The sequence below is a fragment of the Marinobacter shunpengi genome, assembly GCF_045449715.1.
Lineage (GTDB): Bacteria > Pseudomonadota > Gammaproteobacteria > Pseudomonadales > Oleiphilaceae > Marinobacter.
Map to the genome: position 1 here is coordinate 43,105 of NZ_JBJJLA010000009.1, position 13,511 is coordinate 56,615.

Sequence of the window (13,511 nt, forward strand, 5' to 3'; positions counted from 1 at the left end):
GTGCTCACTCATTGCGGCAGGCAGTGTTCGTGGCGGAGCTGGTCGTCCAGGGTTTCCCGCTCACGGATCACATGCACGCGGTCTCCGTCCACCATCAGTTCCGGCGGGCGGTTGCGCGAGTTGTAGTTGGAACTCATGACAAAACCATAGGCACCGGCGGACCGGACCGCCAGCAGATCGCCCGGCGCCAGTGCCAGCGCCCGGTCCTTGCCCAGGAAGTCGCCGGTCTCGCACACCGGGCCAACGATATCCCAGGGCTTGGCCTCCACGTCGGAACGGGGCGCGGCCGGCACGATGGCCTGCCAGGCGCTGTACAGTGCCGGACGAATCAGGTCGTTCATGGCGGCGTCGACAATGGCGAAGTTGTGCTGGTCAGTGCACTTGAGGAACTCCACCCGGGTCAGCATGATGCCGGCGTTGGCGGCGATGGAGCGACCCGGCTCCAGCACCAGCTCCAGGTTGCGGTTGCCCAGCCGCTCCACCATGGCGCTGATGTAGTCCTCCGGTGCCGGTGGCTGTTCCTGATCATAGCTCACGCCCAGGCCACCCCCCATATCCAGGTGACGGATGACAATGCCGTCCTCCGCCAGCCGGTCCACCAGGGCCAGCACCCGGTCCATGGCGTCCAGGAACGGCGACACCGTGGTGAGCTGGGAACCGATGTGACAGTCCACGCCCTGGATGTCCAGGTGCGGCAAGGCCGCTGCACGGGCATAGACCCTCGGGGCATCAGCAATGTCGATGCCGAACTTGTTTTCCTTCAGACCGGTGGAGATATAGGGGTGGGTACCGGCGTCCACATCCGGGTTCACCCGCAGGGACACCGGCGCCTTCACGCCCAGCTCGCCGGCCACCTCGTTGAGGCGGTCCAGCTCGGTGTCGGATTCCACATTGAAGCAGCGTACGCCTACCTCCAGGGCCCGGCGCATTTCCCAGGGCTGCTTGCCCACACCGGAGAACACCACCCGGCCCGGATCACCGCCAGCACGGAGCACCCGCTCCAGCTCACCGGCAGAGACGATATCAAAACCGGCGCCAAGACGGGCCAGCACATTGAGCACCGCCAGGTTGCTGTTCGCCTTGACCGCATAGCAGATCAGGTGGGGCCGACCCGCCAGCGCGCTGTCATAGGCACGGTAGTGGTCCTCAAACGCCGCCCGAGAGTATACGTAGGCCGGGGTACCATGCTCCCGGGCAATGTCGGCCACGGCCACCTGTTCCGCAAACAGCTGGCCGTCGCGATAGTTGAACTGATCCATGAATAAATCCTGTTAACGGGTCTCGGCGTCTTCATCCGCCGGCGAGACAGCAGTGGTGGTTTGCTGGGGGCGCTCCAGCGGTCCCTTCTGGCCGCAACCGGCCACCAGGCCGGACATCAGTACCAGCACAGCCAGGTAAATCGCAGTTCTCATGGTCAGACCTTCCTGCCTCATCCGGCGATGGCCCTGTCACCACAGGGCTGCACCTCGAAAAAATCAATGGGGCAGTATACCTGAGGGAGCCCGACGAGGGCGAGCCGCAGCGCCGGCCGGTTGCCGCTCATACCAGCCCAGACGGAACACCTATCTCCCGGTTCAGGGCCTGCTGGATCTGCTGGCGGTACCAGAGGTACTGGCAGGTCTGGAGTTCCTGTTGCCACATCTGCGGGTCCAGATCGTGGGGCAGATGAAGGTCGGTGAGATAGACCGGGTAATCCTCATCACTGCGCCGGAGCTGGCGGACGTAATGGGCAACCGCCGCCATCTGCCGGTCGCCGTACTCGGCATGGCTGAATTCCTGCTCATCGCAGTACAGGTCGAAACACAGGCTGCCATCCCCCTGCTGCACCCCCACCGCCTGCAGCTCAATACCATCCAGCGACAGGGATTCCGGCGCCAGGGGCGTGCGCTCCAGGCGGGCCTCGCCGGCCTCGACAATCACCTCGGTACAGATCAGCCCCGCGACCGGACTCTCCGCTCCGGCCATCTGGCGGAGCTGTCTACGCTCCGTCAGGTTTTCCAGGAACCGCATGAGTGGCAGCAGTGACTGGCGCCGGCTGCCGGACCAGGGCTGGCTCCAGCCGTACAGGGAGCCGGTTTCATCGGTGACCCAGAAACGCAGGCGGCCGCTGCCCCGCTGCCAGAACATCTGGATGACATCCGGCTGGCAGCCATTGCACACGGCGCGGAAGGCCGGATCCTGTTGCAGCGCGTACCGGTCCGGGACCACCGGGGTATATTCCTCCTGGGGCCGGGCCAGGTAGTCCATCAGTTCCTGATCCGACGCCAGGCCGATGAATCCGGGCTCCAGACCCTCGAAACGCAGCACGAACCAGCGCTGGTCCACCTTCAGCAGGTAACGCAACGGGTGCGGCCCGGTTCCACCGGCGAAAAACTGCCGGGTAACGTCCTCCACCAGCTCACGGATACGCCGGGAAATGGCGGTGGCGTGGCTGCCACCGGCACACCACACCTTCACCGCCGGAGGATGGGCCGGGTCCCGGGCCACCAGCGCCAGCAGGTTCTTGAGGCACTGCACCAGGGCATCACCGGTCACGTAACGCTGCAGGCTGACTTCCCGCCAGCTGTTGATGGTGACCTGTTCAATGGTGGCCACCAGGTTGTCACGACCACCACTGAACCCGAGGGAGTCGTGCTGGCCGCTAAGCTTGTGCAGGCCGCGTTCGGTGAGCCTGGCCAGGGGATCGACACCGACATTCACCAGCAGGAGATGGGTGTCCGGGCGCACCGGGGCCATCAGGGCCTCACGGGAGGGGGGCTGGGGGATGCCCAGATGCTGCCCGATAAACGCAGCCATGGCCCGCAGGTCCTTGACCGTCAGCACCGGGACCGGGGCATCCGGCTCCGGGGATTCCTGGCGCAGGTTCAGCCGGGTCGCCGGCGACATCAGGCCATTGCACTGGCACCAGACCACCAGCTCCACGAGGCTGCCGGCCCGACGGATCGGCGACTGCCAGACGATGTCCGCCAGGCTCTCGAGGTTACGGAAGAGGAGCCACCCGTCCGGGGTGGACTGGCGCGCGGAGGCGGTGCGCCGGCAGAACGACAGGTTCTCCTCGGCCAGGGACGGGGCAATCCCGGGATTGATGATCTCCACCTTACCCGCCTTTCGCTGGAAGACGGCATAGAGCTTGCGGCCGAGCAGGTCCAGGTCAGCCTTGCTGATACTGGCTCGGACATTGTCACTGCGGGCCATACGCGACAGCAGCCGGTAGCTGTGAGTAAGTTCCGACACCACTCGCCGGCGCAGTTCCATTACCAGTTCCACCCGCCACTGATGCCGGGCGTCCAGCTCGGACAGGATCTCGCGCTGCCAGCCCCATTCCGATACCAGCTCCCGCAGGATGCGCCCCTGCCAGCGGCTGGCGGTTTCCCCGGCCCGGGTCAGCGGAAGACCGGTCTTCAGGTAGAGGGCGCGCCGCACCAGGTCCAGCCGTTCCGGGGCATCCATGGCCGTCAGCCAGCGCTCCAGCCGACGGTAGAGCATCACGTAGGGGTCCACCGCATCCACCGAGGTCTCACCACGGTAGACAGCGCGCTTGAAATCCCCGGACAACAGGCCGTTGTCCCGATCACGGGCGTAGCATTCAATCAGCAGCAGCTTGAGCAGCGACTTCCAGGGGGAATCGATACCCTTGTAGAGCTGCCAGATGCCGGCCCCCAGGAATTCAGTGACAGGAATAGAGGGCACAGCACCGAAATCCAGGTACTCATCCGGGCGGATAAAGCGGTTGTCCTGCAGGAACCGGGTCAGTTCCCCATAGCGCGCTTCGTCCTCCACCGGAATCAGCCACCACAGAGGGTATCGCCCACCCAGGTGAATGGCGGTGCGGTAGAACTCATCGAGCAACAGGTAATGCTGGGCACTGCCGCAATCTTCCGTGGTGACTTCCGCCTGCTGCCGGCCCTGGCGGAAATCCTCGGCGCTGAACACAAACAGGTTCAGCTCAAGGCCGTAGTCCTCCGCCCAGCGGGTAAGCCGTACAGCTTTCTCGTTCAGAGCGACCACCCGCTCGGGAGCCAGGTCCTCCCGGTGGCACACCCACACATCCAGGTCACTGGCAACGGAATGCCCCAGGGATCCGGGGCTACCCATCAGGTAGAGACCGGTCAGCTCCGTCGCCCCCTTCTTTCCGGAGCCGAAGCGAAATGACCGGGCCAGGCGCTGGGCGGCATGCATGGCCTGGTCCGAGGGCTGATACCGGTCCAGCCCCCTGGGACAGTCGGTGGAATGGTAACCCGGCAGGGCCGGGTGGTTGAGATGGAACGCCAGTGGCAGCAAATCCAGCACCACCTGTTGCCGCCAGGTGAGCGCCGAACGGGCACGGTCCAGCCGTAGCTGGTTCAGGGTGCAGAAACGATCGGTAATTCGCTTCAGGACCTTGCGGTCAACACCTTCGGAAAAGTCTACCGAGACAGGATGTTCGGGTGTCATCGACACGACTCCGGAATCGAGACGTTTCCTTTCCGCGTATTATCTGTACAATGTGATCGGGTTGGCATTTGGATAGCCTAACAGAAGATCTAACTGAGCTGGTCACCGGTACTGACCGCCTCGGATTCCCGGCACTGGACGCCAGAGCAAAGCAATACTGGAAAGAATAATAACGCAGTCCGGCCGCCGACCTGTTACGGAGCGACAACAGGGACTGAGACAGGAGTACTCTGACGTGAATGAGCTCGTCATCTGCCGCCACCGACCGGTTGCCGGCGAGGGCGTGACGACCATACTGACCGTCGATAAGGACGGCGTGGTAACCGCGACGGACCCCAACCTTCCCGTGGTTCTTGGGTACAGCAGCGGTGACATCGAAGGTCGCCCCCTCAAGCAGCTGATTGCCTCTGCCGAGGATAATCCGCTAAGCCCGGACTATGCCGGCTACCACGACAGTGGCCGCCCCCTCACCGTCACCCTGCGCCATGGCCGTGGTTACTTTATGGCAGCGAAAGTGACCGTGCGCAAGGCCAGTGCTCCCAAGTCAGCGACCCGCTCACAGACCGCAGATACCTTAGTGGTTCCCAAGCAGGCTCCCGTCCAGCGGGCTGGTCGATCCCCCCACCGGGAAAACATTGCCCAGACAAAGGCCATGCTGGCCCATATCCGCTCGTGCCTGGCCGATGGTGGCCTGCCACTGGAGTTCCAGCCCATCGAAGCCCTGACAGCCAGGACAAACGGACGGTGTTTCGAGGTACTGGCCCGGCTGCGCGGCGCCGACAGTGCCGAATCCGCCATGACGCCATCACAGTTCCTGCCCCTGATCGAGCGCTTCGAACTGTCACGGCGCCTGGACAGGCAGGTTATCAAGCAGGCGCTGTGTCACCTGTATCGCCACCCGCAGGTGGCCGGCTCAATGGGCTACTGCGGTTTCAACCTGTCCCTGGGGTCCCTGCAGGACCGCACGTTTCCCGGATTTATTGCCAGGGCACTGGAAAAGACCGGCCTGAAACCCGAGTCCCTGTGTTTCGAGATCCCGGCCCACCATGCCGTCGCCTACACCGCCGACTGCCGCCAGATCTGCCGCATGCTGCGACGCCTGGGCTGCAAGACCGCCCTGGATGGTGCCGGCAACAGTATGGACAGCTACCGGCTTGCCGGCCGCCTGCCGGTGGACTACATCAAACTCGCCCCGGAACTGTTGCGGGGACTGAAAGACGAACCCACCCACCTGGTGATGATGGAAGCCCTGCAGCGAATCGCCAATGCCTCAGGCAAGATCACCATCGCCACCGCCGTTGAGAACGACATTGCCCGTCAGCGGGTGCAGAACCTGGGCATCCACCTGATCCAGGGCCGACTGGTCAGCGCACCCCGCCCACTGAAGGAACTGGGCACCCCCGACCAGGGCAACTGGTCGACCGGCGCGATCGCCTGAATCGACGACCCACCGGCGCGACCGGTAACCGGTCAGCCCAACCTTGACCGGGCGCGGACCACCGCCGCCCTCACCTGATCCGGCGCCGTGCCGCCCATATGGTTCCGGGCCTGCACAGACCCCTCCAGGGTCAGTACGTCGAAGACATCCTCACCGATGGTATCGGAGAACTGCTGCAGCTCCACCAGGGTCATTTCCGACAGGTCCTTCTTCTCGGCAACCCCAAACGCCACCGCCTTGCCCACGATCTCATGGGCATCCCGGAACGCGACCCCCTTCTTGACCAGGTAATCGGCCAGGTCGGTGGCGGTGGAGAAACCGCGACGGGCCGCCTCACGCATGTTGTCCGCCTTCGAGGTGATGGCGGGGATCATATCGGCGTAGGCCCGCAGGCTGCCCTTGACGGTATCCACGGTATCGAACAGCGGCTCCTTGTCCTCCTGGTTATCCTTGTTGTAGGCCAGCGGCTGGCTCTTCATCAGGGTGAGCAGGCTGACCAGGTGGCCGTTGACACGCCCGGTCTTGCCCCGCACCAGTTCCGGCACGTCCGGGTTCTTCTTCTGGGGCATGATGGAGGAGCCGGTACAGAAGCGGTCCGGCAGGTCGATAAAGTCGAACTGGGCTGAGGTCCACAACACCAGTTCCTCACTGAAGCGGGACAGGTGGGTCATCAGCAGGGCCGCGAAGCTGCAGAACTCGATGGCGAAGTCCCGGTCGCTGACGGAATCCAGGGAGTTCTCGGTGGGCCGGTCAAAACCCAGCAGCCGCGCGGTGATGGTGCGATCGATGGGATAGGTGGTGCCGGCCAGGGCCGCCGCGCCCAGGGGCATCACGTTAACCCGCTTGCGGCAGTCCTGCAGGCGCTCGGCGTCCCGCTCCAGCATTTCCGCCCAGGCCAGCAGGTGATGACCGAAGGTCACCGGCTGGGCGGTCTGCAGATGGGTGAACCCGGGCATGATGGTCTCCGCCTCCCGCTCCGCCAGATCCAGCAGGCCGCCCCGCAGGCGGGCCAGCTCGGCGGCGATGGCATCGATCTCATCCCGCAGATAGAGGCGGATATCCGTGGCCACCTGGTCGTTGCGGCTGCGGCCGGTATGGAGTTTCTTTCCGGTGATGCCAATACGCTCGGTGAGCTTGGCCTCGATGTTCATGTGCACATCTTCCAGACTCACCGACCATTCGAACCTGCCCTGCTCGATATCGGCGCGGACCTCTTCCAGCCCCTGGATGATCTGATCCTTCTCGTCGGCGGTCAGCACGCCCACCTCCGCCAGCATGGTGGCGTGGGCGATGGATCCGCGGATGTCGTGGTGGTACAGGCGCCGGTCAAAATCCACGGAGGCCGTGAACCTTTCCACAAATGCGTCGGTCGGCTCGCTGAAACGGCCTCCCCAGGGTTTTTCAGAGCTCTTGTTCTGGTCGGTCATGGTGTATCTTTCCTGCTGACGGCCCGGCAGAATGATCCGGTGCGAAAAAATGTGTGCGGATTATAACACTCCGGAGAGGACTCTCACCCGCATGACTGTCAGCAGTACCAGAAACCGTCAGCAGGATGATCCCGGCTCGCAGCTCAACGGGTTCTTCGTGCCGGACCTGTGCCGGGTACGCTCCGTGTTCATGCTGGTGATCACCAGCGAACTGATGGTGCTGCTACTGGCCATGGCCCATGCCCGGGGCCAGTGGCTGGACTGGAACTATTTCGGCCTGGTGTCACTGCTGGTGCAGTGGACCGTGCTCACCAGCGCAGCGCTGATCTGCCTGGCCCGGCCCTGGCTGTCGAGCCTGACCACCACCCGGGCCACCCTGGCCATGGTGACCCTGGTGGCACTGGACGTCCTCCTGTTCAGTGGACTCGCCGGCGTCTTCCTCTACCCGGAATCCATGGCAGAACACGGGCAGGCCATGGGCAAGAGCCTGCTGATTGCCGTTATCGCCACCCTCATGGCCCTGCGCTACTTCTACCTGCAACACCAGTGGCGGCTGCAGAAACAGGCGGAGATGACCTACCGGCTCACCGCCCTGCAGGCGCGCATCCATCCGCATTTCCTGTTCAACAGCATGAACACCATTGCCAGCCTGATCAGTACCCGCCCGGAACAGGCGGAGGATGCGGTGCTGGACCTGTCGGAACTGTTCCGGGCCTCGCTGAGGACCACGGAGCGCGTGGTCCCCCTGAAGGAAGAACTCGGCCTGTGCCAACGCTACCTGGCCCTGGAGAAACTGCGGCTGGGCGACCGGCTCAGGGTGGAATGGCGCACCGACCCGGCCCTAGACACCCAGGCCATCCCCCCACTGACCCTGCAGCCGCTGGTGGAGAACGCCATCTACCACGGCATCCAGCCCCGGGCCGAGGGCGGCACGGTGGTTATTGAAAGCCAGCGCAGCGGCCAGTACGTTTACCTGCTGGTACAGAACCCGAAACCGGAGGACGGCGCCCGTCAGCACCAGGGCAACCGGGTCGCGTTCAGCAACACCCAGGCGCGGATCCAGACCCTGTTCGGGGAAACCGCCGTGCTCAAGCACAGCCAGCAGGATGATCTATACACCGTCACCCTGCGGCTCCCATGGCAAACCACGGGTACCACATGATGACCAGCCAGCGCCGCGTACTGATTGCCGACGACGAACCCCTGGCACGGGAACGCCTTATCCGGATGGTGGATGACCTGGACGGCTACCGGGTCAGCGGTGAGGCGGCCAACGGGGACCAGGTTCTCGACGCCATGGCCCGGGACATGCCGGACATCGTACTGCTGGATATCCGCATGCCCGGCAGGGATGGCATGGAGGTGGCCGCACAGTTAACCCGGCAGCCCAATCCGCCGGCCATCATCTTCTGTACCGCCTACGACGACTACGCCGTCCGCGCGTTCGAGGTACAGGCGGTGGCCTACCTGCTGAAACCGGTGCGCCGGGAGGCGCTGGCCGGTGCCCTGAGCCAGGCGGAACGGCTGAACCGGGTGCAGCTCCAGGCGCTGCAGGGGCAACCGGACACCGACAGCCACCACCTCAGTGTCAGCAGCGCCCGGGGTACCGAACTGGTGGATATGACCCGGGTGAGGTATTGCGAAGCCGACCAGAAGTACGTCACCCTGCACCACGACAACGGCGAGACACTGACCGACCTGAGCCTGAAGGCCCTGGAAAGCCGGTTCCCGGAGCACCTGCTGCGCATCCACCGGCACACCCTGGTAGGCACCCACTTCATCCGCTCGCTGGAGCGCCTTGAGGATGGCTCCAGCCAGGTCCGGGTGGCCGACACCGATGAGGCGTTGCCGGTAAGCCGCCGCCATGTGGCCCGGGTCAGGCAATGGCTCCGGGAGCTGTAATCAACACCCACTGACGGGACTTTTCAGCGCCATCGGGTTAGGCTTGTGCAAACAGTCAGGCGGGATAGGGTCAATCCGTCTCCCGCTCCTCTCATTCCGCTCAACAAACACGGACACCATGGCAAAACGAACCCTTCGCATCGCAACCCGTACCAGCGCCCTCGCCCTGTGGCAGGCGGAACACATCAAGGCCGAGCTGGAGCGCCTGCACGACAATGTCGAGGTGGAGCTGGTGGGCATCAAGACCCAGGGCGACAAGATCCTCGACGTGCCCCTGGCCAAGATTGGCGGCAAGGCCCTGTTCGTCAAGGAACTGGAAGAGGCCATGCTGGACGGGCGCGCCGACCTGGCCGTGCACTCCATGAAGGACGTGCCCATGGCATTCCCGGAAGGTCTCGGCCTGGTGGCCATCTGCGAACGGGAAGACCCCACCGACGCCTTCATCAGCAACAACTACAACACCGTGGACGACCTGCCCCAGGGCGCCGTGGTGGGCACCGCCAGCATGCGTCGCGAGTCCCAGCTGCGCAACTACCGCCCGGACCTGGATGTCCGAACCCTGCGGGGCAACGTCAACACCCGCCTGGCCAAGCTGGATGCCGGTGACTACCAGGCCATCGTGCTGGCCTCCTCCGGCCTCAAGCGCCTGGGTTTCCATGACCGCATCCGCTACACCCTGCCGGACGACCTGTCGCTACCGGCGGTTGGCCAGGGCGCCCTGGGCATCGAGTGCCGCCTGGACGACCAGGAACTGATCGACCTGCTGGCGCCACTCAATCACAGGGACTCCTGGGACCGGGTCAGCGCCGAGCGGGCCCTCAACCGACGCCTGGAAGGCGGCTGCCAGGTGCCCATCGCCGCCTATGCCCTGCTGGAAAACGAAGACACCCTGTGGCTGCGGGGCCTGGTGGGCACGGTCAACGGCAAGGAAATCCTGCGGGTGGAAGGCCGCTGCGCCCGGGCCGAGGGAGAGACCCTGGGCCGGGAACTGGCCGAGGACCTGCTCAGGATGGGCGCCGACCGGATACTGGCCGATATCTATGGACACACCCCGACCTGAGGAAGTGACTGCCCTGACCGGCGTGCGGGTGCTGATTTGTCGGCCGGAACCGGAGGCCACCCGACTGTCAGGGGCGTTCCGGTCAGCCGGTGCCGATACCCGCACCCTGCCCGTGATGGAACGGGTGCCCCTGCCGGAAACCCCGGAAAGCCGGCAGGTCATCCTCGACCTGGACCTGTTCCAGCATATCATTGCCGTCAGCCCCTATGCCGCCCGGCAACTGCTGGACCGGGTGGACACCTGGTGGCCCCAGTTCCCCACCGGCGTCCACTGGTATGGAGTCGGGGCCAGTACCGCGGCGGTACTGGAGAGCGCTGGACTGAGCCCCGGGCATCCACCGGCAGGCTTCACCAGTGAGGCCCTGCTGGCGCTGCCATCGCTACAGACCCTGACCCACGAGAAAGTACTGCTGGCCCGGGGCGAGACCGGTCGCGACCTGATCCGCGAGACCCTGGAAAAGCGGGGCGCGTCGGTCACCCAGTTGCCACTCTACCGTCGCCAGCGAACAACCCCGTCACCAGAGCAGTTGGCGGACAGCCTGGAGCGGTTCGCACCCGACGTCATCATCGCGCTGTCCGGGGAAACATTGAACAATTTCATCGCACTGAGTGAGAATAGCAGCCATAATTGCCTGAAAAGTCTGTTGCTGGTTCCGACCGACCGGGTGGCCCGACAGGCCCGGGAGGCCGGGTTCGACCGGGTCATCTGCGCCAGCGGCATGGCAGACGAGGACATCGTGAACCGGGTGATTGGCTGCTATCCTCCTCACCAGACAGGACCAGCCCCGACGCCCGGATCGCCCTGACAGCCAGTAAGGATGCCCGTGACCGAATCCAACAACGAGAACCAGCTTCCCGCGACCATACCCGCCAATCCGGAGACCCGCCGTGCCGCCCTCTGGCCGGTCTGGCTGGTCTGCCTGATACTGCTGGCGGGCCTGATCGCCCTGGGACTGTGGAGCTGGCAGCAGTGGCAGACCCAGCAACAGCTCCAGCAGTCGTTGCAACACGTTACCGAGATGAACAGCCAACTGGACCAGCGGCTGAACCAGGGCCGGGACAGCCGCACCGAACGACTGCAATCCCTGGAGACAACCCTGCGGGAACAGCAGCAACGCCTGAACGAGCAGCAACGGCAGATCGACCATACCGCCAGCGAGCTGCTGGATGCCGGCAACCGCACCCGCACGGACTGGCTGCTGGCGGAGGCGGAATACCTGATGCGCATCGCCAACCAGCGCCTGCAGATCGAAAAGGACATCCGGGGCGCCCTGGCGGCCCTGGAATCCGCCGATGAGGTGCTGCGGGAAACCGACGACGTGGGCGTCTACCCGGTACGGGAACAACTGGCACGGGAAATCATGACCCTGCGCAGCGTGACTGATGTCGACCGCACCGGCCTCTACCTGAGACTGGAAGCGGCCCGGAATACCGTCACCCAGCTCACCGACCGGGCCCTGATCGAGCGGGCCCCTGACTTCACCGATGCCGGCGACGACCCGCAAAGCGATACCGTCGGCACCGGCGAGGAATCCAGTGCCCTCTCCCGGGCCTGGAAACGGGTCAAGTCCAGCCTGAGCAACGTGGTGTCCATCCGCCGCCTGGATGAACCGGTCAAGCCACTGCTGTCCCCGGACCAGAGCGCCTGGGCACGGCTGAACCTGCAACTGATGATCGAGCAGGCGGAACTGGCGGTGCTCCGTGGCCACGACACCCTGTACCAGCAGGCCCTGGACAAGGCCCTCACCTCCCTGGACACCTGGTACGACAGCAGCAACAACCACATCACCGCCCTGAGGGACACCCTGACGGAACTGAAGGGGCGCGACATCAACCCGGAGCTGCCGGACATCAGCCGCTCGCTGACGCTCCTCAAGGGCCGCATTGCCGGTCGTCACGCCAACACCGAGGCGCCCATGGACGGCACGGATGCCCCGGACGGGGAGACCCGGGAACAGCCTGCCGACAGCGGGGACGGTGAGTCATGATCCGCCTTGCGATCATCCTCGTCGTTGCCCTGCTGATTGGGCTGGGGCTCAGCCAGGGCCTCCACTATGACCTGGGCTACATCCGCGTCAGTCTGGGCAATTACCTGATCGAGACCAATTTCTGGGTGGGTCTGGTGTTGCTGGTGGCACTGGTGCTGGTCCTGCTGGCGGCTATCTGGTTTATCCGCCGCCTGACCCAGCAGACCGGTATCATGGCCAACTGGCTGGCCAGGGGCCAGCAACGCCGCGCCCGCCGCCGCACCACGGAAGGCCTGCTGGCCCTGGCGGAAGGCAACTGGCCCCAGGCCCGCAAGAAGCTGGAGGCGTCAGCGGAGCAGGCGGACACGCCCCTGATCAACTACCTGGCCGCCGCCCAGGCCGCCTCGGAATCCGGCGACCATGACGATGTGGACGAACTGCTGCGCAAGGCCTTTGAAAGCACCCCCGGTTCCGACCTGGCGGTGGGCATCACCCAGGCGCAACTGCAGTTGAACGCCAACCGGCTGGAACAGTCGCTGGCGACGCTGGTACGGCTGCGCAAGCAGGCCCCCCATCATCCGTTCGTGCTCAAACTGCTGAAGAATGTGTATGTGCGCCTGGAGGACTGGCGGGAGCTGTCCCGACTGCTGCCGGAACTGCGCAAGCGTCAGCTCGGTGATAGTTCGGAACTGGACCGGCTGGAACGCACGGCCTGGCACAAATTGCTGCACCGGGCCGCGGACGAGTGCCAGCGCCAGGGTAACCAGGATATGACACCCCTGACCCGCCTGTGGGACGAGCTGCCGGGGTCCATGCGGCGGGATGAGCACACTATCCGGGTATACGCGGAACTGCTGGCCCGGGCCGGCGACGAGGACCAGGCGGAAACCCTGTTGCGGAAGGTGCTGCGCAATCACTGGAGCGATGAGCTGATCCGCCTCTATGGTCGCATCTGCGGTGCCAAGCCCGACGAGCAACTCCTGGCCGCGGAACGCTGGCTGCAGGACCGCCCCAACAATCCGGACCTGCTGCTGGCCCTGGGCCGCCTGAGCCTGCGCAATGAGCTCTGGGGCAAGGCCCGGGAGTATTTCGAGACCAGCCTGCACCTGCGCCGCAATCAGGAAACCCTGGCGGAACTCAGTCGATTGAACGCCCACATGGGCGATGAGGAGGCCAGCATGCGGCTGTTGATGCAGGGCCTCGTCAAGGAAACCGGGTTGCCGGATTTGCCGATGCCCCGGGCCTGAAGACCGGTATTCGCTTCGTTTGGAGTGGGCGATCCAG

General features: G+C 64.8%; 11 protein-coding genes. 7 read left to right on the forward strand and 4 right to left on the reverse strand.

The annotated features are described in order from the left end of the window. Window positions 1-8: 8 nt before the first annotated feature. The 3 genes from lysA to ACJO3T_RS03250 all read right to left on the reverse strand — a co-directional run bounded on the left by lysA (window position 9) and on the right by ACJO3T_RS03250 (window position 4,434). Window positions 9-1,259 carry a diaminopimelate decarboxylase gene (lysA, locus tag ACJO3T_RS03240; protein ID WP_406977750.1) on the reverse strand — a complete coding sequence of 417 codons (1,251 nt, stop codon included), beginning with the start codon at window positions 1,257-1,259 and terminating at the stop codon, window positions 9-11. Between the two features lie 12 nt (window positions 1,260-1,271). Next, entirely contained in the window at window positions 1,272-1,412 is a 141-nt protein-coding gene (gene lptM, locus ACJO3T_RS03245; RefSeq protein ID WP_406966132.1) for an LPS translocon maturation chaperone LptM, read from the reverse strand. A 127-nt stretch (window positions 1,413-1,539) separates the two neighbouring features. Further along, entirely contained in the window at window positions 1,540-4,434 is a 2,895-nt protein-coding gene (locus ACJO3T_RS03250; RefSeq protein WP_406966131.1) for a class I adenylate cyclase domain-containing protein, read from the reverse strand. 235 nt (window positions 4,435-4,669) lie between these two features. Here ACJO3T_RS03250 and ACJO3T_RS03255 point away from each other — a divergent pair, with 235 nt between their 5' ends. Further along, entirely contained in the window at window positions 4,670-5,872 is a 1,203-nt protein-coding gene (locus ACJO3T_RS03255; RefSeq protein ID WP_406966129.1) for an EAL domain-containing protein, read from the forward strand. A 32-nt stretch (window positions 5,873-5,904) separates the two neighbouring features. Here ACJO3T_RS03255 and argH read toward each other — a convergent pair whose 3' ends face one another. Then, the gene (gene argH, locus ACJO3T_RS03260; RefSeq protein WP_406966128.1) at window positions 5,905-7,299 is read right to left on the reverse strand and encodes an argininosuccinate lyase; all 1,395 of its coding nucleotides are present in this window, start codon (window positions 7,297-7,299) and stop codon (window positions 5,905-5,907) included. Window positions 7,300-7,390: 91 nt separating this feature from the next. On the opposite strand from argH, the gene ACJO3T_RS03265 reads away from it, so the two are divergent. The 6 genes from ACJO3T_RS03265 (at window position 7,391) to ACJO3T_RS03290 (ending at window position 13,474) form a co-directional block, all read left to right on the forward strand. Further along, window positions 7,391-8,461: a sensor histidine kinase gene (locus ACJO3T_RS03265; protein WP_406966127.1), complete on the forward strand. Its 1,071-nt coding sequence runs from the start codon at window positions 7,391-7,393 to the stop codon at window positions 8,459-8,461. Next, window positions 8,461-9,201 carry a LytR/AlgR family response regulator transcription factor gene (locus ACJO3T_RS03270; protein WP_406966193.1) on the forward strand — a complete coding sequence of 247 codons (741 nt, stop codon included), beginning with the start codon at window positions 8,461-8,463 and terminating at the stop codon, window positions 9,199-9,201. The genes ACJO3T_RS03265 and ACJO3T_RS03270 overlap by 1 nt, the downstream gene beginning before the upstream one ends. 118 nt (window positions 9,202-9,319) lie before the next feature. After that, a complete protein-coding gene (gene hemC, locus ACJO3T_RS03275) occupies window positions 9,320-10,261 on the forward strand; it encodes a hydroxymethylbilane synthase (protein WP_406966126.1) in 942 nt (313 codons plus the stop codon). Next, on the forward strand, window positions 10,242-11,066 hold the full coding sequence (locus ACJO3T_RS03280) for a uroporphyrinogen-III synthase (protein ID WP_406977752.1): 825 nt from the start codon (window positions 10,242-10,244) through the stop codon (window positions 11,064-11,066). Before hemC ends, ACJO3T_RS03280 begins: the two co-directional genes overlap by 20 nt. Window positions 11,067-11,078: 12 nt before the next feature. Further along, window positions 11,079-12,248: a uroporphyrinogen-III C-methyltransferase gene (locus tag ACJO3T_RS03285; protein WP_406977753.1), complete on the forward strand. Its 1,170-nt coding sequence runs from the start codon at window positions 11,079-11,081 to the stop codon at window positions 12,246-12,248. After that, on the forward strand, window positions 12,245-13,474 hold the full coding sequence (locus tag ACJO3T_RS03290) for a heme biosynthesis HemY N-terminal domain-containing protein (RefSeq protein ID WP_406966122.1): 1,230 nt from the start codon (window positions 12,245-12,247) through the stop codon (window positions 13,472-13,474). The genes ACJO3T_RS03285 and ACJO3T_RS03290 overlap by 4 nt, the downstream gene beginning before the upstream one ends. Window positions 13,475-13,511 lie beyond the last annotated feature (37 nt).

Excerpts from the sequence above, each read along its gene's own strand:
- ACJO3T_RS03265 (WP_406966127.1), top strand. The coding sequence starts at position 7,391 with ATGACTGTCAGCAGTACCAGAAACCGTCAGCAGGATGATCCCGGCTCG.
- hemC (WP_406966126.1), top strand. The coding sequence starts at position 9,320 with ATGGCAAAACGAACCCTTCGCATCGCAACCCGTACCAGCGCCCTCGCC.
- argH (WP_406966128.1), bottom strand. The coding sequence starts at position 7,299 with ATGACCGACCAGAACAAGAGCTCTGAAAAACCCTGGGGAGGCCGTTTC.
- lptM (WP_406966132.1), bottom strand. The coding sequence starts at position 1,412 with ATGAGAACTGCGATTTACCTGGCTGTGCTGGTACTGATGTCCGGCCTG.
- ACJO3T_RS03285 (WP_406977753.1), top strand. The coding sequence starts at position 11,079 with ATGCCCGTGACCGAATCCAACAACGAGAACCAGCTTCCCGCGACCATA.
- ACJO3T_RS03250 (WP_406966131.1), bottom strand. The coding sequence starts at position 4,434 with ATGACACCCGAACATCCTGTCTCGGTAGACTTTTCCGAAGGTGTTGAC.
- ACJO3T_RS03270 (WP_406966193.1), top strand. The coding sequence starts at position 8,461 with ATGACCAGCCAGCGCCGCGTACTGATTGCCGACGACGAACCCCTGGCA.
- ACJO3T_RS03280 (WP_406977752.1), top strand. The coding sequence starts at position 10,242 with ATGGACACACCCCGACCTGAGGAAGTGACTGCCCTGACCGGCGTGCGG.
- lysA (WP_406977750.1), bottom strand. The coding sequence starts at position 1,259 with ATGGATCAGTTCAACTATCGCGACGGCCAGCTGTTTGCGGAACAGGTG.
- ACJO3T_RS03290 (WP_406966122.1), top strand. The coding sequence starts at position 12,245 with ATGATCCGCCTTGCGATCATCCTCGTCGTTGCCCTGCTGATTGGGCTG.